The sequence below is a fragment of the Aminobacter sp. MET-1 genome (assembly GCF_026521175.1).
In the GTDB taxonomy this organism is placed as follows: domain Bacteria; phylum Pseudomonadota; class Alphaproteobacteria; order Rhizobiales; family Rhizobiaceae; genus Aminobacter.
The window spans coordinates 266,009-287,993 of the sequence record NZ_JAMSHL010000005.1; the positions used below are offsets into that span (position 1 = coordinate 266,009).

Genomic DNA, 21,985 nt, shown 5'->3' on the forward strand with positions numbered 1-21,985 from the left:
GGGTTCAATGGGTGCGCGTGAGACAGAGTCCGTAGCCTTCAACATGCCCGGCGGCGAATCTTCGGGCACCGCCCACAGCCGTCCGGTCGACCTCGAGCACCTGGCTCGGCAGACCATGGACGACCGCGATGTCGAGCGCGAGGTGCTCGACATGTTCGTTCATCAGGCGCTTTCGGTTCGCGACGCGATCGGACCGGCCGACATCGCCGAGCGGCTGCGTTTGTGCCACGCGCTCAAAGGCGCGGCGCGCGGGGTCGGCGCGTTCCCGATCGCGTCCTGCCTCGCTCAGATCGAGGCCGAACCCGACGACGCCAGGCTGATCGGCCGCCTCAGCCGGCTGATCGAAGAGGTGCGCGACTTCATCGCCGCCATCAACCGATAGCCTCGATCGCGATCCCGACAGGAAGCGGCGCATTTGCGCGACAGTTGACTTGCTGGGTGGAGTGATTATCTGCCGGGTGACCCATTCAGGAACGAGCATGACCAAGCTTACTTATATCGCCCATGACGGCACGCGCTTCGACGTCGAGGCCGAGAACGGTTCGACCGTGATGGAAAACGCGATCCGCAACGCGGTGCCCGGCATCGAAGCGGAATGCGGCGGCGCCTGCGCCTGCGCCACCTGCCATGTCTATGTCGACGAGGCGTGGATGCCTGCTGTCGGCGAGCCAGAGGCCATGGAAGAGGACATGCTCGACTTCGCCTACGAGGTGCGCCCCAATTCGCGCCTGTCGTGCCAGATCAAGGTGCGTGACGAGCTTGACGGGCTGGTTGTAACTGTTCCCGAGCGGCAGGGCTGATCGCTTCGTCCGCTTGGCATGACCTCCGGGGTCATGCACAGTCGACAATGTAGTGAGCGGCGAGGCAAGCCTTGAGCAACATCACCAGGACCGACGTCGTCATTGTCGGGGCAGGGCCGGTGGCCCTGTTTGCGGTGTTCGAGCTCGGCCTGTTCGACATGCGCTGCCACCTGATCGACATTCTCGACCGCCCCGGCGGGCAATGCGCCGAGCTTTATCCCGACAAGCCGATCTATGACATTCCCGGTTATCCGGTCATCGGCGCGCAGGAGCTGATCGACAAGTTGCTCGAGCAGATCGCGCCGTTCAAGCCGGGCTTCACCTTCAATCGCATGGTCACCTCACTGGAGAGGCTGGGCGATGGCAGCTTCCGGCTGACCACCGACGAGAAAGAAGTGTTTGAAGCAAAGGTGGTGGTGATCGCCGCTGGGGCCGGCTCGTTCCAGCCCAAGCGCCCGCCCATCCCCGGCATCGAGGCCTATGAGGCTCAAAGCGTCCGCTATGCCGTCAGGCGCATTGAAGAGCTGCGCGGCCATGACGTGGTCATCGTCGGTGGCGGTGACTCGGCGCTCGACTGGGCGCTCAACCTGCAGCCAGTGGCGCGCCGCGTGACGCTGGTCCATCGCCGGCCGGATTTCCGAGCTGCACCGGACAACGTCAACAAGATGCTCGCTTTGCGCGACGCCGGTGCGCTCGATCTGGTCATCGGCCAGGTTTCGATGCTGGAAGGCGAGGGTGGCGGCCTGAGCACAATCGTCGTCAATGGGCCGGATGGCGCGACAAAGATCTCCTGCTCGCGCCTGCTGCCGTTCTTCGGTCTGACGATGAAGCTCGGCCCGGTGGCCGAATGGGGGCTCGACCTGCACGAGAACCAGATCCCCGTCGACACCGAGAAATTCCAGACGTCGGAGCCCGGCATCTTCGCCATCGGCGACATCAACTGGTATCCGGGCAAGCTGAAGCTGATCCTGTCGGGCTTCCATGAGGCGGCGCTGATGACGCAAGCCGCCAAGCATGTCGTCAGTCCCAAGGAGCGGATCGTGTTCCAGTACACGACCTCGTCGACGAGCCTGCACAAGAAGCTCGGCGTTCCCGACTAGCTTCTTGTGAACTGCTGCTCAGCCCTTGAGCTTGGCGGCGTCCATGCGCTCCAGGCGATACTGCAGCAGCCGCATCATCCGGCTTTCGAAATTGATGCCCTCGATGCGGTCGAATTCTTCCTGCGCGCGGTCGTGCGCCGTCAGTATCTTGTCGCTGGTGGCCTTGGCCTTGGCGGCAGCGATCTCGCAGCTTTTCTGCTTGCCGATCGCCTTCAGCGCCTGCTCCAGTTCGTGGGCGTGGTTCTTGGCGATGACCACATGGCTCTCTTCGTGGCGCTTGATGTCGGAAGACAGCGTGTTCCAGATCAGCCTGACGTCCTGCGGCGCCTTGCTGTTCTTGCGCCAGCGCGGAAGGATGATCTTCGCCTTGACGGTCACCTGCGCCGAGACGATGGAGCAGCCGCCCTTGACCGGGGCGTAACCGATACGGCTGGTGAACTCCATCTGGGTGGCGCCCGGATGGCGGCCGCCGGAGCTCTTGACCTCGGGCCCGCGCGTCATCAACTGCTGCTCGAGTTCGTCGAGGGTTTTGCCGGTTACGGTGAAATAGCTGTAGGTCTTGGCAACGTTCGCCGCCTGAACGGGTAGGCAGAATCCTGCCGCAAGGAAGGTGGCGAGAAAGAGTTGCTTCATTTAGTTGCCTCTTGGCCTACCTTGCGTTAGGGGCGATGGCGGCGCAATGGAAATAGGATCGTGCCGCAGAAAGTGACCGCACGGGCGAGTTGATGCTGCAAGCGTTGATATTTCGTGTCGCGTCAGTCCTCTGGAGTTCTTTTGTGGCGACGGCATGACCGGCAGGCGATGGAAGTTGGCGCATGGGCGTCATCTGGACTTTGGTGACAAGGCGCTCGTCATGGGCATCCTCAATGTCACGCCGGACAGCTTTTCCGACGGCGGCGCCTTCGATGCGCCCGGGCGCGCGCTCGAGCAGGCGCGGCTCATGATCGGCGAAGGTGCGGTAATCGTCGATGTCGGCGGTGAATCCACCCGCCCTGGCGCCGCACCGGTTTCAGCCGCCGAAGAGCAGGGCCGCGTTCTCCCCGTCATCGCCGAGCTCGCCAAGGCGGGCGATGCGCTGATTTCGGTCGACACCTATCGCGAGGAGACGGCGCGGCTCGCCGTGGAAGCCGGTGCCCATATCGTCAACGACGTCTGGGGCCTGCAACGCGAGCCTGGCATCGCCAAGGTCGCAGCCGAGACGGGCGCCGGGCTCGTCATCATGCACACCGGTCGCGAGCGCCAGAAGCTGCCCGATGTCATCGACGACCAGTTCCTGTTCCTGCGCCGTTCGCTGGAGATCGCGCATGCCGCGGGCGTCGGCGAAGATCAGATCATGCTCGATCCGGGCTTTGGTTTTGCCAAGGAAGCCGAGGAGAATCTGGAGCTTATGGCCCGTTTCTCCGAGCTTGCCGCACTCGGCTATCCGCTGCTTGCCGGCACGTCGCGCAAGCGTTTCGTCGGCCATGTCACCGGTCGCGACGCCACTGACCGCGATGCCGGCACGGCGGCTACGAGCGTCATACTTCGCATGCAGGGCGCGGCTATATTTCGCGTCCACAATGTCGCAATCAACGTGGATGCGCTGGCATTTGCCGATGCTATGCTTGCGCGCAACGCCAACCCGTCGGGGCACTGACCGCACATGTATTTGATCCGTATGAAGAACTGCGCCTTCTTTGCGCGGCATGGCGTGCTCGACGAGGAAGAGACGCTCGGCCAGCGCTTTTACGTGGATGCCGAACTGACCGTCGATCCCGACCGTCCGCTGCACGAGGATTCGATGCAGAGCACGGTCGACTATGGCGTCGCCTTCGAAGTGATCGAAAGGATCGTCACCGGGCAGCGGCGCTTCCTGATCGAAGCGCTGGCGCTCGAAGTCGGCAAGGCGCTCAGCGCTCGCTTTCCGCAGATCAAGAAGGCGGAAATCACTGTCCGCAAGCCCAATGCGCCAGTGCGCGGCGTGCTTGATCATGTCGAGGTGACCGTTGTCTGGCCGCAGTGAAGAGCGGGCTTTCCTGAGCCTCGGCGGCAATCTCGGCGATCCTGCAAAGACTATGGCCACGGCGTTGCACATGCTCGATGCCGAAGGCGGCACGCGCGTCGTCGCCGTGTCGTCGCTCCACCGCACGCCGCCATGGGGCAAGGTCGACCAGCCCGATTTCCTGAACGTCACTGCCGAAGTCGCGACGTCACTTTCGCCGCTCGAGCTGCTGGAACTCTGCCTGGAGGTCGAGCGCAAGCTCAAGCGCGTGCGCGTCGAGCGCTGGGGCCCACGCCTCATCGACATCGACGTCCTGCTGCATGGCGAAAGCAATGTCAGCGATGTCGGGCTGGAAATCCCGCATCCGCGCATGCTCGCCCGCGCCTTCGTGATGGTGCCTTTGGCGGAGATTGCGCCCGACCTGAAGCTGGCCGGCAAGTCGGCGGCGGATTGGGCGACCGAACTGGACCGCACCGGCATCGAAAGGCTCGATTCCGGGCGCGACTGGTGGCGCCGCCAGCCCGACTGAACAGCTTCAGATGCCCAGTGCGGCGGCGATCTTCGGCGCTGCTTGCGACCAGTCGTCGGCAACGATGATGTCGTCCGGCAACGGCGGCAGCAGCGGGCGCATGTCGCGATAGGCCATCAGATTGAACAGATGGGCGTCGGCGACCGCTTCGCGCACCGAAATCAGGTTGTGCGGGATGTCGTCGACAAAGGCGACCGGACGGCGGCTGTCGCCCCTGAGCTGCTTCAGCGCAGGCCCTTTTGCCGCTTCGGTGGTGAGCAGCGGATAGGGGAAGCCCAGCGCGTCGAGATGGATGCGCCTGACGTCGCGGTGGCGATGCGGCATGGCGGTCAGCATCACCACCTCTGCCTGGGAGGCGAGACCCGCTACGGCCTCGGCTGCACCCGTGGCGGCGGCCTGCCAGTCGCGCTGGGCCGCGAAGAAGCCGTCGAGCAGGCCGCGCACCGCTTCCGCGTCGAGCGGGGCCTTGGTGCGCTTGTCCAGAATATTGCCTGTCAGCCGGAACGACAGCAGCAGGAACTCGAGGTCCTGGGCGTCGAGAAAGCGAATGAACGGCGCCATGAATTCGAGCAGCACCTCGTCGACGTCGAGCACCAGCAGCGGGCGGGTGTCGCGAGCGAGTTCCGCGATCTGGCGCGCGGTTTCGGGATCTTCACTCATATGGAACGCTCATGGTCTTCGCCGCCGAGCGGCAAGGCGCGTGCGGCGATGCCAACTTCCGACGGCGCAATGCCTACGGCCTCGGAAAAGCGCAGCAGCGTCGGCTCGTGGGCAAGGATGAATTGCAGCACGCCGGCAAGGAAACCCGGCTCCATGGCAGCGCGGCGGATCTGATGCGCCTCGATGCCGGTAACTGCCAGAAAGCGCGGCAGGAGTTCGGGATCGGACGCGACGAAGCCGAGCGCCTGGATCGCAAGCGCCTCAGCGCTCTCACTGTTTTGTTGGCTCTTCAGCATCATATCTCGTCCATCGGTCCTGATCCCGGAGTAGCGTCATGCGGATAATCCGGCAACCCGCAAAGCAGGCCGCTCGCCGATCCGTGATTTGGGCCGGCGTTTTACGTTTCGTAATGTTCTTGAGTTAACGTCGGATTCGGGCTTGGTGTGCGCAGTCGGTGCGCACGATGATTGCCGCCGAATCGTGGCGTGCAATCCGGACGGAAATTTCGATGGCTAAGAAGGTGATGATCGTCGAGGACAATGAGCTCAACATGAAGCTCTTTCGCGACCTCATCGAAGCGAGCGGCTACGAGACCGTGCGCACGCGCAACGGCCTGGAGGCGCTCGACCTTGCGCGCACGCATCGGCCCGATCTCATCTTGATGGATATCCAGCTGCCGGAGGTTTCGGGCCTGGAGGTCACCAAGTGGCTGAAGGAGGATGACGACCTGCATTCCATTCCCGTCATCGCCGTCACCGCATTTGCGATGAAGGGCGACGAGGAGCGGATCAGGCAGGGCGGCTGCGAAGCCTACATCTCCAAGCCGATCTCGGTGCCGCGCTTCATCGAGACCATAAAATCCTATCTTGGCGATGCCTGACATGCTCGCCGGCTGCCACAGGGTACCAGCATGACCGCTCGCATCCTCGTCGTGGACGACATACCGGCGAATGTGAAACTGCTCGAAGTCCGGCTGCTGGCCGAATATTTCGAGGTCCTGACGGCCTTCAACGGACCGGACGCGATCGCCGCCTGCGAAGGCGGCAAGATCGACGTGGTGCTGCTCGACGTGATGATGCCGGGCATGGACGGCTTCGAGGTCTGCCGGCGGCTGAAGGCTGATCCGGCGACGGCCCACATCCCCATCGTTATGGTGACGGCGCTCGACCATGTCAGCGACCGCGTGCGCGGCCTCGAGGTCGGCGCCGACGATTTCCTCACCAAGCCGGTCAACGACCTGCAACTGGTCACCCGCGTCAAAAGCCTCGTCCGGCTCAAGGTGCTGACCGACGAACTGCGCCTGCGTGCCGTGACCACCCACGACATCGGCATGGACGACCTTGTCGCCCGGACCGATCTGTTGCAAGGGCCCTTACCCAAGGTGCTTCTGGTCGACGAGCAGGGCTCTTCGGCTGCCCATATCTGCGCGTTGCTCGACGAAGCCGCGGAGGTGCAGATCGCGCCCGATCCGCAAAGTGGGTTGTTCCATGCCGCCGAGGGCGGTTTCGAATGCGTGATCGTCTCGACCGGCTTTGTCGATTTCGATCCGCTGAGGTTGTGCTCACAGCTGCGCTCGCTCGACCGGACGCGTTCGCTGCCGATCGTCCTGCTTGTCGGAAAGGAAGAGGACGACCGCATCATCCGCGGCCTCGAACTCGGCATCAACGACTATCTGGTGCGGCCGCTCGATCGCCAGGAACTGATTGCACGGCTGCGCACGCAGGTGCGGCGCAAGCGCTACAATGACGAACTGAGGCAGAGTGTCAGCCAGACCATCGAGATGGCAGTGACCGATGGGCTGACCGGGCTGCACAATCGCCGCTACCTCGACAGGCACCTTCCCAGGCTCGTCGAACGTGCGGCTGCACGGCGGCGGCCGCTGTCGTTGATGATCACCGATCTCGACCGTTTCAAGCGCATCAACGACACGTTTGGGCATGATGGCGGCGACGAGGTGCTGCGCGAGTTCGCCCGCCGCCTCAAGAAGAGCGTGCGCGGCATTGATCTGGCTTGCCGATTTGGCGGCGAGGAATTCGTCATCGTGATGCCGGATACCGACGGCGTTCTGGCCGAAAAGGTCGCCGAGCGCATCCGGGCCGAGGTCGAGCAGACGCCATTTACGGTTGCCGGCGGCACACAGAGCGTGTCGGTGACGGTGAGCGTCGGTGTATCGGCGCTGGCTCCAGCCGGCGATACGGTCGCCGGTTTGATGAAGCGCGCAGACCTCGCTCTCTACGACGCAAAGACCCATGGAAGGAACCGCGTGGTCGCGCGTGCGGCCTAAGCCGAAAGGGCGCATTCAATGGCAGTCGCGTTAAGCTCAATTGTTTACCTTAACCCAATCGATTCGCGAGCCGTGGTTAAGAAAGTGTTGATTTTCAAGTAATCTTGCGCGACTGTGTAGAGGAGAAGAAGGACGGGCGTCGGCACGAGGAGCACAGGCCGAATTGCCCAGATTGATACCCCATGATGCTCAGGTCCGCCGCATCTCCTGGGTCCGTGGGGTCGGCCGGCCGGCACTGGCACATAGTGGCCTCCTCGTACCGCTGCCAGACGCCGACCGGCCCCCTTTCTCGCCGAAATCAAGATGATCTTGCCGTGTAATCCCGCAGGCTTGCAACCTGCGGTGAATCGACGATAGTCGAGACCATGCGTTTCCTTGCGGTCCTCCTGTTCTTCCTGTTTTCGCCGGCAGCCTTTGCGCAGGAATGCGTGGTGATGCTGCATGGCCTGTCGCGCACCGATGCGTCGCTCATGCTGATGGAAGAGACGCTGAAGGCGTTCGACTACAAGGTCGTCAACGACAGCTACCCGTCCACGGATGCGCCGGTCGACCAGCTCATGGCCTATGTCGATGCGTCGGTGGCGCAATGCGGCGACGCCGGCAAGATCCATTTCGTAACGCATTCGATGGGCGGCATCCTCGTGCGCGCCTGGCTGATGAGCAACCGGCCGAAGAACCTGGGCCGCGTCGTCATGCTCGGGCCGCCCAATCACGGATCGGAAGTGGTCGACGTCTTCGGCTCGATGAGGCTTTTCGAATTCGTCAACGGGCCCGCCGGTGTCCAGCTCGGCACCGGGCCGAACAGCGTTCCCAACCAGCTGGGCGCGGCCGATTTCGAGGTCGGCATCATTGCCGGCGACCGCTCGCTCAATCCGTTCCTGTCGAGCATGTTCAAGGGTCCGAACGACGGCAAGGTGTCGGTCGAGAGCACCAAGCTCGAGGGTATGAAGGACCACATCGTCCTGCCGACCACCCACACCTTCATGATGAACAATCCGCTTGTTATCGCCCAGACGCTGAATTTCCTGCGCAAGGGCGAGTTCGACCACAAATTGACCCTCGGCGAACTGCTGCGCCGCGGGCTCGGCAACTGAAAAGGCCTCGTCGCGGGCAAGGGGGAGAGAAATGCTTCGCTACGTTGGTATCTTTGCCCTTGTCGCAGCCGCCGCGACCGTGGCCATGTCGTTCTACCAGCCGCCGATGCGGTTGATGCCGGCGCCGATGGTGTTTGCCGAGGGGCAGGCCAACGCGTTTTCGGCAAATCCTGAAGCCCTGGCCGATCCGGAGATTTCGCTTTTCTACGCAACCAACCGGCTGCCGGTGGGCCCGCGCGACAGCAGGCTCTACGCGGTGGTTCCTGGGTTAGACATGCGGGCAGGGGTGTCCACCGTCCGCATCGGCGAGCAAGGCACGACCTGGGACAAGATTTATGCATGGTCCACAGGCGCCAGCGAAGATCGGAGGCCGTTCCTTCATCTCGAGCGCATGAACGAGCAGGCGACCCTGGACGCCGAAGGCGGGCTGCCGCCGGAAGCCAAGGCCTGGTTCGCGTCCATCAACGCCGCACTCGCCCAAAGCCGAGACAAGGACATCATTGTCTATGTCCATGGCGCCAACACCACCGTCGAGCGGGCAGCGGGGCAGGCGGCCCAACTGCACCATTTCACCGGGCGAAATTCGGTCGTCGTGCTGTTCGTCTGGCCGACGGCGGAAAATTTCCTGCGCTATTCCAGGGACATGGTGACCGCCTTTGGGGCTGCGCCCCATCTGGCCAAGCTGGTCGAACTGCTTTCGGCAAACACCGACGCAAGGAACGTCAATGTCTTCACCTACAGCGCCGGCGCCACCGTCGGCAGCGATGCGCTGGCGATGGTCGGGCGCGATGCCGCCCAGCCCGGAGCGATGGGGCCGCGGTTGGGCGAGGTCTATCACGCGGCACCTGACGCGGATTTCCGTGGCTTCGTCGACGACATGCGCGACTATGCCGACAAGTCCGAGCGGGTGACGGTTGCCGTCAACATGAGCGACAGCGCGCTTCGGCTGTCGCAGGTCGTCAATCGCGCTTCCAGGGCAGGGCGGCCGGACATGCGCGAGCTCGAGCCGGAAGCGACGAACTGGCTGCTCGATGCCAGCAAATCATACGGCACGGAACTTCTGCGGGTGAGGCCGGAGAACATCCCTGGCCTTTCCAGCGGCTCGCACACCTTCTGGTATGATGACCCGTGGGTCAGCAGCGACGTGCTGATCACGCTGCTCTACCACCTGCCGGCTGGCGAGCGTGGCCTGGCCGGCGGCGAAGCGGCGACAGGCGCGCATTATTGGACCTTCGCGCCGGATTATCCCGAACAGCTCGCCAAGGTGATGGCGCGACTGCGCGAGCAGGGGAAGACGAAGTAGCAGGCCCCAAACGCAAAAACGCCGCCCGGTGGGCGGCGTTTGGCATTCCTGAAGGCAACCAGATTACTTGATCTTGGTTTCCTTGAATTCGACGTGCTTCTTGGCAACCGGGTCGTACTTGCGGAACGACATCTTTTCCGTCTTCGTGCGGCTGTTCTTGCTCGTCACGTAGAAGAAACCGGTGTCGGCGGTCGACAGAAGCTTGATCTTGATATTTGCAGCCTTGGCCATGATTCTCGTCCGTTAAATGTCTAGAGTTGCACCCGCCTCATTGACGGGTATGCGACCCGGACGCGGAAAACCTGCGCGACACATAAAGATCGCGCCCGGAAAGTCAAGCCTCAGAGCGCGAGACGCCCGATTTCGCGGCAATCCGGCCCAGTCCGATCACTATGTAGCCGAAGAAGAAGATGGCCAGTGCCCAGCCGAATCCATTGGGGCCGAAGATATCCATGAAGATGCCGATGGCCTGCGGGCCGAGGATCATGCCGAGGCCGTAGCAGAAGATGAAGGCGGCATTGGCTGAGGCGAGGTCGCGGCCGGACAGCTGGGCGCCCAGGTGGGCCAAACCCACCGTATAGAGTGCTGCAACCACGCCGCCCCAGACAAACAGCATGCCCGCCATGACGTGCCAGTTGCCGGCAAGCCATGGCATTGCGAGGGTTCCGGCAAGGCCGGTTGCCGCGCAGATCAGGAGCAAGGTGCGGCGGTCGCGCACGCGGTCGCTGATCATGCCGATTGGTATCTGCAGGATGACGTTGCCGAGACCGATCATGGTCAGAAGCAGTGCTGCTTCGCCCTCGGAATAGCCGATACGCTGGCCATAGACCGGAAACAGCGCGAATCCGCCTGTCTCCACCGCCCCGAACACCAGAACGGCGGCGGTCGCCGTGGGAACGATCCAGATGTAGCGGAAAAAGCCGCTCTTGCCGCCCTCGGAGACGATCCTGGGGCTTTCCGAGCGCGCCAGAAGCACGGGAATCGCTGCGACCATCACCAGGCAGAATGTCAGGCCGAAGGGCAGGAAGCCGCTGCTGCCGATCTGCGAGAACAGCCAGGGGCCGGCGGCGAAGCCGAGCGACAGCACGGTGGCATAGACGCCGAGCACGAGGCCGCGGCGATGCGGCGGGGCGCAGGTGCTGATCCAGAATTCGGAGAGGATGAACAGCACGGTCAGCGCGAAATGGAGGATGGCACGGAGCGGGAACCACATCCAGAAAGATGGCGCGAAGTGAAATCCAACGAAAGCGACCGCGCCGGCGAGAATCATTACGAGCATTGTCCAGACGACGCCGAATCGCATGGCGATGGGCGTCGCCAGGGGCGCGGCGGCAATCGAGGCGATGCCGGCGATGGCCGTGTTCAGCCCGATCATCGAGGGCGAGTAGCCGCGCTGCTCGAGGATGACGCTGAGCAGCGGGATGCCGAGGCCGATCGCGATGCCGACGACGCTGATGGAGGCGATGGCTGCCGAGATCGACCGCCAATGCACCCGCTCGGTGACCGCTGTCCCCTGGATGGTCTCGTTCATGTAAACCCTAGAGGATGTCGCGGCGGAAGCGCTGGTTGATCATGCGGTAGAACGGCACCTCGGCGCCGGGCGTGAGGTCGGGGTCGACGGCCAGCCGCTGCTTGAGATCGCCAAGCACCGATTGCGTGATCGCCGGAATGTCCGCTGCCATGGCCTCGTCCAGCGGCAGCCAGACCAGTTCCTCGAGCTCGTTGGTCGGGCCGCCCTGGGGCAGTTCGACGGCGACGTCGCTGCGCCAGGCCGAGAGGAAGCGCGTGTCGAATCGCCTGACACGTCCGGGCGGCGTTACGGCGCGCGCGATGAAGCGCAGCCGGGCGAGGGCGGGCTCGACGCCATTCTCGGCAAAACCCTGCCAGTCCGCCTTCGAGGTCGAGAACGAACCGCGACGACCGATCAGCAGGCCTGCCTCCTCATAGGTCTCGCGAATCGCCGACAGCGCGATGGCTCGTGCCCGCGCGGCGCTGACGCGACCGATGCCGGCCCGGAGCTTGGCCGCCTCGTCGGGATGCAGTTCGTCGGCGACCCTGATGCGGCTGTCGGCGGGGTCGGTGCGTCCGCCGGGGAAGACAAATTTGCCGGGCATGAAGGCATGCTTCATGTGGCGCCTGCCCATGAGCACCAGCACATCGTTGCCACTGCGGTCGAGCAGGATCAGGGTTGCGGCGTCGCGCGGCCGCAATGGGGTCGCGCTGCGCGCCAATTCGCGCGCTTCGAGCTTGTCGAGTTCTGCTTTGCTTATGCCATCCATCGCGGCTGTCCTAACGGAATGTCGGCGTGGAAGGAAGCGCTTGCCTGGGGTGTCGTGTTGCGCCAGCGCCTGATCAGGCCTCGGGATGGGCGTCGATGACGTCCTCTTCGCCGCCGAAGCCGTGCATGTAGAGCGCCCATTGCATGCCAACCACGGCGCCCTTGATCGGACGCAGCAGGGCGAGCGCCGAGATGATCGTCAGCGGCACCCAGATGGCGAGATGCTGCCACATCGACAGCGTGCTGCTAGCCTCGACCGCCATGAAGGCGCCGACGACGATGTGGCCGACGATGACCACGACCAGATAGGCGGGCAGGTCATCGGCACGGTGGTGAAAGATTTCCTCGTGGCAAACCTCGCAGCGGTCCGCCGTCTTGACGAAGGAAGCAAACAGCCGGCCTTCGCCGCAATGCGGGCACTTGCCCATCAGGCCGCGCTTGATCGCCGGCCAAAGCGGACGGGCCTGCCGGGCAGCCTGATTGCGGCCGCCGCCGAAAACCTGTTCTTCCATCGTCATCTCCTGCCGTGCGGTCCACGTCTCGGCTGGGAGGCGCGGGCACGCGAGCGTTGCCCCTTCGCCTTGTGGAACGACCGCTTCGAGCCGGGCAGTGGCTTCGGTTCGGTCAGCATCTCGAAGCGCATGGCGCCGGCAAGCGGGGCGATCTCGACCAGCCTGACCTGAACGCGGTCGGCCAGCTGGTAGCCCTTGCCGGTACGCTCCCCGAACAGCGAACGGGCAGCTTCGTCGAAGTGGTAATAATCGTCACCCAAGGATGACACGGGGATGAAACCATCGGCGCCATATTGCGGCAATTGGACAAATAGTCCCGCCTTGACCACGCCGGAGATGCGGGCGTCGAAGGTCTCGTCGACGCGCTCGGCCAGGAAGCCGGCGATCAGCCGGTCGACGGTGTCGCGCTCGGCCGCCATGGCGCGGCGTTCGGTCTGCGAGATCAGCCCGGCGATCTCTTCCAGCCGTGCTTCCTCCGCCGGCGTCAGTCCGCCCGCTCCCAGGCCCAGCGAGCCGATCAGGGCGCGGTGGACGATCAGGTCGGCATAACGACGGATCGGCGAGGTGAAGTGGGCATAGCGGCGCAGATTAAGGCCGAAATGGCCAATGTTGTCGGGGTTGTACTCGGCCTGGCTCTGCGAGCGCAGCACCACCTCGTTGACCAACTGTTCGTTGTCTTCGCCGCGAACGCGCTCGAGGATGCCGTTGAACTGGCTGGGCCGCATCTGGGCGCCACGCGCCAGTGACAGGCCGATCGTCTGCAGGAATTCGCGCAGCGATTCCTGCTTGGCGAGCGAGGGGCCGTCGTGGATACGGTAAACCAGCTTCTGCTTCTTGTTTTCCAGCGTCTCGGCGGCCGCGACGTTGGCCTGGATCATGAACTCTTCGATCAGCTTGTGGGCGTCGAGCCGATCGGGAACGATGACGGTGTCGACCGTGCCATCGGGCTTGAGCAGGATCTTGCGCTCGGGCAAGTCGAGCTCCAGCGGCTGGCGGCTGTCGCGGCCGCGCTTGAGCACGTCATAGGCGGTCCACAGCGGCTTGAGGATCGTCTCCAGGATCGGCGTCGTTTTGTCGTCCGGCATGCCGTCTATGGCTGCCTGGGCCTGCGGGTAGGAGAGCCGCGCGGCCGAACGCATCATGACGCGATGGAACGAGTGCCTGACCTTGCGGCCTTCCGCCGAAAACGTCATGCGCACGGCGAGCGCCGGACGGTCGACGCCCTCGCGCAGCGAGCACAAATCGTTGGAGATGCGCTCGGGCAGCATCGGCACGACGCGGTCGGGGAAATAGACCGAGTTGCCGCGCTTCAGCGCTTCGTGGTCCAGTGCGCTGCCGGGGCGCACATAGGCTGCGACATCGGCAATGGCGACGGTGACGATGACGCCGCCGACATTCTTCTCGTCCGTATCGGGCTCGGCATAAACGGCGTCGTCGTGGTCCTTGGCGTCGGCCGGGTCGATGGTGACCAGCGGCAGCTCGCGCCAATCCTCGCGCTTGCCGTCGAGCGTCGCCGGCTTGACCGCCTCCGCCTCGGCAAGGACCTCCGACGGGAAGATGTGGGGAATGTCGTGGGCGTGAATGGCGATCATCGAGACCGCCTTCTCGTTGGTCAGCGAGCCCAGCACCGTGACGACCTTGGCACGCGGCAGGCCGTAGCGGCTGGCGCGTTCGGGCACCACCTCGACCAGGTCGCCTTCCTTGGCGCCGTTCTGGAAATCCTTGTCGACCACCAGTTCCGGCTGGCGGCGCTCGACCGGCTCGATGCGGAAGGTGCCGTCCTTGAGGATGCGGAAAATGCCAAGCGTGGTGTCGCTGCGTTTTTCGAACACCTTCATGATCCGCGCCGTGTAGGCGGGCTCGTTCTCGTCGCCGAGATGGTCCTCGATAGGGAAGGTCTTTGCCAGGACGCGGTCGCCGACGCCTGGTGTCGGGCCGCTTGCGTTGCGCGACATCTTGACGGCGACGATCGGGCCATCGGGTTGCTCGGAGGCGCGCGCCAGGAGGGTGCCTTCCTCGTCGCGTCCGAAAATGTCCAGCACGGCGACATGGGGCAGGGCGCCGACCCTGGTCAGCCGCTTGCGGCTCTTTTCCAGCAGGCCTTCGTCCTGCAGCTCGCGCAGCAGGTGCTTCAGCCAGATGCGATCGTCGTTCTTCAACGCGAAGGCCTTGGCGATGTCGCGCTTGCCGCTGCGATCGGGATTCTCCGCGATGTAGCGGAGGATCTCGTCACGCGAGGGGCGATAGACGTCCTTGCCCCTGACCTCGTCGCTTGCGGCGCGTCTGGTGCCGGCGTTTCGTCCGGATATCTTTCGCGCCAAGGTCGGTCAGTCCTTCTTCTTGGCTTTGCTTGCGGCCGGCTTCTTGGCGGCCGGTTTCTTGGCTGCACTGCGGGCCGGCTTCTTGGCGCCGCCGCCCTTGGCCTCTTTTTCGGCGATCAGAGCAAGCGCATCTTCCACGGTCACGGTGGCGGGATCCTTGCCCTTCGGCAAGGTAGCATTGACCTTGCCGAAATTGACATAGGGGCCGTATTTGCCGTCGCGCACGGTGATGTTGCCGCCGCCGCCTGGATGTTCGCCCAGGTCCTTGAGCGCGGCCGGAGTGCCGCCGCCGCGGCCGCCCTTGGCCTTCGACTGCTTCTCGGCAAGCACCGTCACGGCGCGGTTGAGGCCGATGGAGAAGACGTCCTCGATGCTCTCGAGATTGGCGTAGGTGCCATCGTGCAGCACGAACGGACCGTAGCGCCCTAGGCCGGCCGAGATCATCTTGCCCGACTCGGGATGCTGGCCGACGTCACGCGGCAGCGCCAGCAAGGCAAGCGCCTTTTCGTGGTCTATCGTCGCCGGCGTCCAACCCTTGGGCAGGCTGGATCGCTTGGCCTCCTTGCCGTCGCCGCGCTGGATGTAGGGGCCAAAGCGGCCGCTGCGCAGGGTGATCTCTTCATTGGTGTAGGGATCGGTGCCCAGCACCTTGGTGCCGTCTTCGAGCCCGCCATTCTCGCCATTGGCGCCGGGGCCGTCGAGCTGGCGGGTGAAGCCGCATTCCGGATAGTTGGAACAGCCGACGAAGGCGCCGAACTTGCCGAGCTTGAGCGACAGGTTGCCGGATCCGCATTTCGGGCATATGCGCGGATTGGAACCGTCCTCGCGCTCGGGGAAGACCAGCGGCGCCAGTTCCTCGTTGAGCGCATCGAGCACGTCGGTAACGCGCAGTTCCTTGATCTCGTCGACCGCGCCCGAGAAGTCTTTCCAGAAGTCGCGCAGCACGTCGCGCCAGGCGAGCTTGCCGTCCGAAATCTCGTCGAGCTTCTCTTCAAGCGAGGCGGTGAAGTCGTACTCGACATAGTGCTCGAAGAAGCTTTCCATGAAGGCCGTGACCAGCCGGCCCTTGGGCTGGGGCACGAGCTTGCGGTTCTCGATCTTCACATAGTCGCGGTCTTCAAGGGTCTTCAGCGTCGCCACATAGGTGGACGGACGGCCGATGCCGAGCTCTTCCATCTTCTTGATGAACGAGGCTTCCGAATAGCGGGGCGGCGGTTCGGTCGTGTGGTGGGTGGCGTTGACCTGTTCGCGCTTCAGCGTCTCGTCGGCGCGGATCTCAGGCAGGCGACGGCTTTCCTCGTCCTCCGAATCCTCGTCCTTCTGGTCGGTGTAGGCGGCGATGAAGCCATCGAAACGGGTGACCGAGCCGACGGCGCGCAATCCGGCGGTCCTTGCGCCGTTGGTTGCTTCGATCTCGACCGTGGTGCGCTCGATCTCGGCCGGTTGCATCTGGCTGGCGATCGCCCGCTTCCAGATCATCTCGTAGAGGCGAGCCTGGTCAGCATCGAGATACTTGCGCATCTCGGCCGGCGTGCGGGTGAAGTCGGTCGGACGGATCGCCTCGTGCGCTTCCTGGGCGTTCTTGGCCTTGGTCGTGTAGTGGCGCGGCTTCTCGGGCAGGTATCTTGCGCCGAACTCCTTGCCGATGGCATCACGCGCGGCCTCGATGGCCTCGGGCGCCATCTGCACGCCGTCGGTACGCATATAGGTGATCAGGCCGGCCGTTTCGCCGCCGATCTCCATGCCTTCATAGAGGCGTTGGGCGACCTGCATGGTGCGGCTTGCGGAGAAACCGAGGCGCGACGACGCAGCCTGCTGCAAGGTCGAGGTGGTGAAGGGCGGGCCGGGATTGCGCCGGGTCGGCTTGGCTTCGACCGACAGCGTCTTGAAGCTTGCGCCATCGAGCATCGCCTTGATGTCGTCCGCCATCGCCTGGCTGGAGATGTCGAGCTTCTGCAGCTTCTTGCCGTCATAGACGGTCAGTCTCGCCTCGAAGCTTTCGGCGCGCGGCGTGCCGAGAGTGGCTGCGATCTGCCAGTATTCCTCGCGGACGAAGCGTTCGATCTCGGCCTCGCGGTCGCAGACGAAGCGCAACGCCACCGACTGGACGCGGCCGGCCGAGCGCGCGCCCGGCAGCTTGCGCCACAGCACCGGCGACAGGGTGAAGCCGACCAGATAGTCGAGCGCGCGGCGTGCCAGATAGGCATCGACCAGCTGCGGGTCGACCTCGCGCGGGTTGGAGATCGCTTCCAGGACCGCCTGCTTGGTGATCGAGTTGAAGGCGACGCGCTTGATCGACTTGTCCTTGAGCACGCGCTTCTGCTTGAGCACTTCCAGCACATGCCAGGCAATGGCTTCGCCTTCGCGATCCGGATCGGTTGCGAGGATCAGGCCATCGGCTTCCTTGACCGCCTTGGCGATGTCGGTCAGCCGCTTGGAGGATGCTCCATCGACGGACCAGGACATGGCGAAGTCTTCGTCCGGCTTCACCGATCCGTCCTTGGCGGGCAGGTCGCGAACATGGCCAAACGAGGCCAGAACCTTGTAGTTCTTGCCCAGGTACTTGTTGATGCTCTTCACCTTGTTAGGCGACTCGACGACAACGACGTCCATATGTGGCTGATTATCCAGTAGGCGCCAGGCAAGACAGTGGCGTGGCGAACTTCATTCAATTCGCACGTCAAATGGCCGCCCTTTTTCGTTCGGTCAAGGGGAAGGGGGCAAAAACGGGTGCGCCGGGCAGTATTGCAACCGGTTGTTGTGTGTATGATTACGATGCAATCTTTGGTGGTCTTGTTGTATTTCCACTATCGCAGGTGGAGCCGAGCCTCTTGCGACATGCCGCTGCGGAGCAGACCATCGCACGCGGCCCTTTCGAGGGAAAGTCACAGCCACGCATCAGACTGCGCCCGCCCGCAGGCGGTCCGATACGCTGGACTATGTCCAGACGATGCTAGCTCAGTTGCGACTTATGGCCGAGGCCGAGCGCCGCGGCATGCTCGCCTATCTGATCGAGATGGCGAGAGCTTACCGCTCGTCGGGCGAAACAAGCGAAACACGTCCGCCTGAGTGGCGTTCGAGGCGCCCTGCGAGATCGAGTTCCAGCAGAATCATGAATATCTGCGCAGGATGCAGCCCGGTGTGGCGGATCAGTTCGTCTATCTCCACCGGTACAGGGGCTAGTGCTTCGACGACGCGGGCACGGTCGTTGTCGACAGGTGGGGGCGTGGCCGAAAAGTCCGGCGGCTCCTCGAATTTGTCTGGAGGCAGGGGCTGGCTGCCGGCAAGCGGCGATAGCGCCTCCAGCATGTCGGCTGCTTCGGTGACCAGTGTCGCACCGTCCTTGAGCAGGCCGTTGGTGCCGGCGGCACGCGGGTCGAGAGGCGAGCCCGGCACGGCAAAGACCAGCCGACCCATTTCCCCCGCCAGCCGGGCGCTGATCAGCGATCCCGAGCGATTTGCCGCCTCGACCACCACGAGCCCAAGCGCCATGCCGGCAACGATGCGGTTGCGGCGCGGAAAATCCTGGGCGCGGGGCTCCCAGCCGAAGGGCATTTCCGAGACGATGGCGCCGCGTTCGGCGATCTCCTCGCAGAGCGGGATGTTTTCGGAAGGATAGGGCTTGTCCAGGCCGCCGGCGAGCACGCCAACGGTTCCGGTGTCGAGGCTGCCATGATGGGCTGCCGTGTCGATGCCGCGGGCGAGGCCGGAGATCACCGCATAGCCGTTGCGGCCGAGTTCGGCGGCAAGCGTGCGTGCCATCTTGATGCCGGCCAGCGAGGCATTGCGGGCGCCGACGATTGCCACCGGCGGTAGCTTGAAGACGGCTGCGTTGCCCTTCACGGCAAGCAGCGGCGGCGGGTGGTCCATGCGTTTGAGGATGGCGGGGTAGTCGGGCTCGCCGATGGCTATGAAACGCGCGCCGTGCCTGCGGGCCGCTTCGAGTTCCGTTTCAGCTTCGGCAATCGAAGGGATGCGGACAAGCCGGTTGGCGCCGCCGGCAAGCATCACCTCGGGCAGCATCTCGATGGCCGTTTCGGCAGAGCCGAAGCGATTGACGAGGTCGCGAAAGCTGGCCGGCCCGACATTGGAGGTCCGGATGAGGCGCAGCCAATTGAGCCGCTGCCGGTCGCTGAGTTGCGGGCCGGCGGCGGGCTTGTTCATCCCTTGGCGCCTATGCGGGACTCGGTCCCTGAAAGCAGCCGGGAGATGTTGGCGCGGTGGCGGATGAAGACCAGGACGCTCATTGCAGCCAGAAGGCCTGCGGCTTTGGGCATGTCCATCATATAAAGAGTGAAGGGCACAACGATGGCTGCGGTAAGCGCGGCGAGCGACGAATAGCGGCTGACGAAGGCAATCAGCAGCCAGGTGACGGCGAATGCCAGGGCGCCGAGCCCGGACAGGCCGAGCAGGACGCCGATATAGGTCGCCACGCCCTTGCCGCCCTTGAAGCCGAGCCAGATCGGATAGAGGTGGCCGATGAAGGCGCCGAAACCTGCGGCAATGGAAGCATCGGTGCTCCAGCGCGCGGCGATCACCACGGCGACAGTGCCCTTCAGCGCGTCGAGCAGCAGCGTTGCCGCCGCCAGCTTCTTCTTGCCGGTGCGCAGCACGTTGGTTGCGCCGATGTTGCCAGAGCCAATCTTGCGCACATCGCCGAGGCCGGCGGCGCGGGTCAGCAGCAAGCCGAACGGGATCGAGCCCAGCAGGTAGCCGAAGACGGCAGCGGCAATCAGGACGTGCACAGCCGTCGGAAAAATGTCATCCGGCATCAAGATAAGTCTACTCCCCCGTGGCCCGAACGTATCAGGCCGAGAACACTGTGCGTCCGGCGACCAAGGTTTTCAAGACCTTGCCCTGCAGGCGCGCGCCCTCGAAGCAGGTATTCTTGGAGCGGGAGCGGATATCGGTTTCGCGCACGACCCACGGCTCGTCGAGATCGACAAGTGCGAGATCGGCCGCAGCCCCAGGCTTCAACGTACCGCCGGGCAGGCCGAACAGCTTTGCCGGTGCGGTCGAAAGCGCTTCGATTATACGGACCAGTGGCACGTCGTCATTGTGATGCAGGCGCAGCGCCACTGCGAGCAGCGTTTCCAGGCCGATCGCGCCCGCAGCGGCATCGGCGAAGGGCAGGCGCTTGGTGTCGACGTCCTGCGGATCGTGCGACGACACGACGATGTCGATGGTGCCGTCCTTCAGCGCCTCGATCATGGCGAGGCGGTCGTCCTCGGCGCGCAGCGGCGGGGTGAGGCGGAAGAAGGTGCGGTACTCGCCGACGTCGTTTTCGTTGAGTGACAGGCTGTTGATCGAAACGCCTGCCGTGACCTTGGCGCCATCGGCCTTGGCGCGGGTGACGGCGCCTGCGGCCATCGCGGTCGAGATTTTCGCTGCGTGATAGTTGCCGCGGGTGAGGCGGGCGAGCGCAAGGTCGCGCTCAAGCGGAATGGTCTCGGCTTCGCGCGGGATGCCGGACAGGCCGAGCCAGCTGGCATAGAGGCCTTCGTTCATCACGCCAGAGGAGGCGAGGTCGGCGTCCAGCGTCTCATGCGCGATGACCGCGCCGAAATCGCGAGCATAAGTCAGCGCCCGGCGCATCATCAGCGAATTGGCGATGGTGTGGCGGCCGTCGGTGAAGGCGACGGCGCCTGCTTCGCGCAACAGGCCGAATTCGGTCATCTCGTGGCCGTCGAGGCCCTTGGTGATGGCAGCGGCCGGAAAGACATTGATCGACGCCGTGTCCTTGGCAGTGCGCAGCACGAACTCGACGAGTGCGACGTTGTCGATCACCGGGTCGGTGTCGGGCATCATCACGATGGAGGTCACGCCGCCGGCGGCTGCGGCCACGCTTGCCGATGCGATGGTCTCGCGGTGCTCACCGCCGGGCTCGCCGATGAAGACGCGGCCGTCGATGAGACCGGGAATGATTGCCTTGCCGGTGCAATCGACGATTTCAGCCCCCTCGGGGATGCCCTGGTTGAGGGCGGCTGCACCTGCTGCCACGATCTTCTTGCCGTCAACGATGACGGTGCCAGTCTCGTCGATGCCGCGCGAGGGGTCGACGATACGCGCGCGCTGGAAAACGGTGATGCTCATGCGTTCTTTCCGTCGCGGTTGCGGCGCGGGTCGAGCAGCGCTTCCATCACCGCCATGCGCACGGCGACGCCCATCTCCACCTGTTCCTGGATGACGCTCTGCGGGCCGTCGGCGATTTCAGAGGCGATCTCGACGCCGCGGTTCATCGGGCCGGGATGCATCACCAGCGCGTCGTCTTTCGCGGCCTTCAGCTTTTCGGCATCGAGGCCCCAATAGTGGAAATATTCGCGCACAGACGGCACGAAGGCGCCGGCCATGCGTTCGCGCTGCAGGCGCAGCATCATCACGACGTCGGCGCCCTTGAGCCCTTCGGCCATGGATTGCGTCACCTCGACGCTCATCTGGGCTATGCCAGACGGCAGAAGCGTCGACGGCGCCACCACGCGGACACGGGCGCCGAGTGCATTGAGCAGCAGGATGTTGGAGCGGGCGACGCGCGAATGCAGGATGTCGCCGCAGATGGCGACCGTGAGGCCGCCGATGCGGCCCTTGGCGCGCCGGATGGTCAGCGCATCGAGCAGCGCCTGGGTTGGATGCTCATGCGCGCCATCGCCGGCATTGACCACCGAGCAGCCGACCTTCTGGGCGAGCAGGGCGGCCGCGCCCGCCGACTGGTGGCGGATGATCAGGATGTCGGGCCGCATCGCGTTCAGCGTCATCGCCGTGTCGATCAGCGTTTCGCCCTTCTTTACCGAAGAGCTTGCCACCGACATGTTCATGACATCGGCGCCGAGGCGCTTTCCGGCGAGTTCGAAGGACGACTGCGTGCGCGTCGAGGCTTCGTAGAACAGGTTGATCTGGGTACGGCCCCTCAGGGTCGTCGTCTTTTTCTCCGACTGGCGCGAAATGGACACGGCCGCGTCTGCGCGGTCGAGCAACAATTCGATATCCAATGGAGAAAGGTCGCGGATGCCAAGAAGATGGCGGTGCGGGTAGGGCGGCAGGGACGTGGCGTCTGTCATCTCAAGGCGCTGCTATAGGCTGAGCTTCAGTCACTCGCAAGTCGTGATTTCGGTGCCTGGAGATCTCC

General features: G+C 64.2%; 23 protein-coding genes. 10 read left to right on the forward strand and 13 right to left on the reverse strand.

What is annotated here, in order from left to right; genetic code table 11:
* The first annotated feature begins 7 nt into the window (after positions 1 to 7).
* From NDO48_RS09955 to NDO48_RS09965, 3 genes are all read left to right on the forward strand, one after another.
* On the forward strand, positions 8 to 382 hold the full coding sequence (locus NDO48_RS09955) for an Hpt domain-containing protein (protein ID WP_018428160.1): 375 nt from the start codon (positions 8 to 10) through the stop codon (positions 380 to 382).
* 97 nt (positions 383 to 479) lie between these two features.
* Positions 480 to 800 carry a 2Fe-2S iron-sulfur cluster-binding protein gene (locus tag NDO48_RS09960; protein ID WP_018428159.1) on the forward strand — a complete coding sequence of 107 codons (321 nt, stop codon included), beginning with the start codon at positions 480 to 482 and terminating at the stop codon, positions 798 to 800.
* A gap of 71 nt (positions 801 to 871) precedes the next feature.
* The gene (locus NDO48_RS09965) at positions 872 to 1,900 is read left to right on the forward strand and encodes an NAD(P)/FAD-dependent oxidoreductase (protein ID WP_267321412.1); all 1,029 of its coding nucleotides are present in this window, start codon (positions 872 to 874) and stop codon (positions 1,898 to 1,900) included.
* Between the two features lie 18 nt (positions 1,901 to 1,918).
* On the opposite strand, the gene NDO48_RS09970 is transcribed toward NDO48_RS09965, so the two are convergent.
* Complete coding sequence (locus NDO48_RS09970) at positions 1,919 to 2,533, reverse strand: DUF922 domain-containing Zn-dependent protease (RefSeq protein ID WP_018428157.1); 615 nt, start codon at positions 2,531 to 2,533, stop codon at positions 1,919 to 1,921.
* A 154-nt stretch (positions 2,534 to 2,687) separates the two neighbouring features.
* On the opposite strand from NDO48_RS09970, the gene folP reads away from it, so the two are divergent.
* The 3 genes from folP to folK are packed head-to-tail and all read left to right on the forward strand — an operon-like array spanning position 2,688 to position 4,410.
* Positions 2,688 to 3,536, forward strand: coding sequence for a dihydropteroate synthase (folP, locus tag NDO48_RS09975; RefSeq protein WP_267321413.1), 849 nt, complete (start codon positions 2,688 to 2,690; stop codon positions 3,534 to 3,536).
* A gap of 6 nt (positions 3,537 to 3,542) precedes the next feature.
* A complete protein-coding gene (folB, locus tag NDO48_RS09980) occupies positions 3,543 to 3,902 on the forward strand; it encodes a dihydroneopterin aldolase (protein ID WP_267321414.1) in 360 nt (119 codons plus the stop codon).
* Complete coding sequence (gene folK / locus NDO48_RS09985) at positions 3,886 to 4,410, forward strand: 2-amino-4-hydroxy-6-hydroxymethyldihydropteridine diphosphokinase (protein WP_026227227.1); 525 nt, start codon at positions 3,886 to 3,888, stop codon at positions 4,408 to 4,410. Before folB ends, folK begins: the two co-directional genes overlap by 17 nt.
* Positions 4,411 to 4,416: 6 nt before the next feature.
* Here folK and NDO48_RS09990 read toward each other — a convergent pair whose 3' ends face one another.
* Positions 4,417 to 5,070, reverse strand: a complete 654-nt coding sequence (locus tag NDO48_RS09990) for a hypothetical protein (RefSeq protein WP_018428153.1) — start codon at positions 5,068 to 5,070, stop codon at positions 4,417 to 4,419.
* A complete protein-coding gene (locus NDO48_RS09995) occupies positions 5,067 to 5,369 on the reverse strand; it encodes a DUF3572 family protein (protein ID WP_018428152.1) in 303 nt (100 codons plus the stop codon). Before NDO48_RS09995 ends, NDO48_RS09990 begins: the two co-directional genes overlap by 4 nt.
* 209 nt (positions 5,370 to 5,578) lie before the next feature.
* Between NDO48_RS09995 and NDO48_RS10000 the strand changes: the two genes are divergently transcribed.
* The 4 genes from NDO48_RS10000 (at position 5,579) to NDO48_RS10015 (ending at position 9,751) form a co-directional block, all read left to right on the forward strand.
* Positions 5,579 to 5,950 carry a response regulator gene (locus tag NDO48_RS10000; RefSeq protein ID WP_026227225.1) on the forward strand — a complete coding sequence of 124 codons (372 nt, stop codon included), beginning with the start codon at positions 5,579 to 5,581 and terminating at the stop codon, positions 5,948 to 5,950.
* 30 nt (positions 5,951 to 5,980) lie between these two features.
* The gene (locus NDO48_RS10005) at positions 5,981 to 7,354 is read left to right on the forward strand and encodes a PleD family two-component system response regulator (protein WP_018428150.1); all 1,374 of its coding nucleotides are present in this window, start codon (positions 5,981 to 5,983) and stop codon (positions 7,352 to 7,354) included.
* A 365-nt stretch (positions 7,355 to 7,719) separates the two neighbouring features.
* Positions 7,720 to 8,448 (forward strand): alpha/beta fold hydrolase, encoded by a 729-nt coding sequence (locus NDO48_RS10010; RefSeq protein ID WP_267321415.1) that lies wholly within the window; start codon positions 7,720 to 7,722, stop codon positions 8,446 to 8,448.
* A gap of 31 nt (positions 8,449 to 8,479) precedes the next feature.
* Complete coding sequence (locus tag NDO48_RS10015) at positions 8,480 to 9,751, forward strand: alpha/beta hydrolase (protein ID WP_018428148.1); 1,272 nt, start codon at positions 8,480 to 8,482, stop codon at positions 9,749 to 9,751.
* A 63-nt stretch (positions 9,752 to 9,814) separates the two neighbouring features.
* Here NDO48_RS10015 and rpmG read toward each other — a convergent pair whose 3' ends face one another.
* From rpmG to NDO48_RS10065, 10 genes are all read right to left on the reverse strand, one after another.
* A complete protein-coding gene (gene rpmG, locus NDO48_RS10020) occupies positions 9,815 to 9,982 on the reverse strand; it encodes a 50S ribosomal protein L33 (RefSeq protein ID WP_018428147.1) in 168 nt (55 codons plus the stop codon).
* 103 nt (positions 9,983 to 10,085) lie between these two features.
* Positions 10,086 to 11,243 carry an MFS transporter gene (locus tag NDO48_RS10025; protein WP_198292899.1) on the reverse strand — a complete coding sequence of 386 codons (1,158 nt, stop codon included), beginning with the start codon at positions 11,241 to 11,243 and terminating at the stop codon, positions 10,086 to 10,088.
* A 46-nt stretch (positions 11,244 to 11,289) separates the two neighbouring features.
* Entirely contained in the window at positions 11,290 to 12,030 is a 741-nt protein-coding gene (locus NDO48_RS10030) for an NUDIX hydrolase (protein ID WP_018428145.1), read from the reverse strand.
* Between the two features lie 73 nt (positions 12,031 to 12,103).
* Entirely contained in the window at positions 12,104 to 12,541 is a 438-nt protein-coding gene (locus NDO48_RS10035) for a DUF983 domain-containing protein (RefSeq protein ID WP_267321416.1), read from the reverse strand.
* Positions 12,542 to 12,543: 2 nt separating this feature from the next.
* On the reverse strand, positions 12,544 to 14,862 hold the full coding sequence (rnr, locus tag NDO48_RS10040; RefSeq protein WP_267321417.1) for a ribonuclease R: 2,319 nt from the start codon (positions 14,860 to 14,862) through the stop codon (positions 12,544 to 12,546).
* Between the two features lie 6 nt (positions 14,863 to 14,868).
* The gene (topA, locus tag NDO48_RS10045; RefSeq protein WP_018428142.1) at positions 14,869 to 17,475 is read right to left on the reverse strand and encodes a type I DNA topoisomerase; all 2,607 of its coding nucleotides are present in this window, start codon (positions 17,473 to 17,475) and stop codon (positions 14,869 to 14,871) included.
* Positions 17,476 to 17,889: 414 nt separating this feature from the next.
* Entirely contained in the window at positions 17,890 to 19,026 is a 1,137-nt protein-coding gene (gene dprA / locus NDO48_RS10050) for a DNA-processing protein DprA (protein ID WP_267321418.1), read from the reverse strand.
* A complete protein-coding gene (gene plsY / locus NDO48_RS10055) occupies positions 19,023 to 19,634 on the reverse strand; it encodes a glycerol-3-phosphate 1-O-acyltransferase PlsY (RefSeq protein ID WP_267321419.1) in 612 nt (203 codons plus the stop codon). The genes dprA and plsY overlap by 4 nt, the downstream gene beginning before the upstream one ends.
* 34 nt (positions 19,635 to 19,668) lie before the next feature.
* Entirely contained in the window at positions 19,669 to 20,955 is a 1,287-nt protein-coding gene (locus NDO48_RS10060) for a dihydroorotase (protein ID WP_267321420.1), read from the reverse strand.
* A complete protein-coding gene (locus NDO48_RS10065; RefSeq protein ID WP_018428138.1) occupies positions 20,952 to 21,917 on the reverse strand; it encodes an aspartate carbamoyltransferase catalytic subunit in 966 nt (321 codons plus the stop codon). Before NDO48_RS10065 ends, NDO48_RS10060 begins: the two co-directional genes overlap by 4 nt.
* Positions 21,918 to 21,985: the final 68 nt, after the last annotated feature.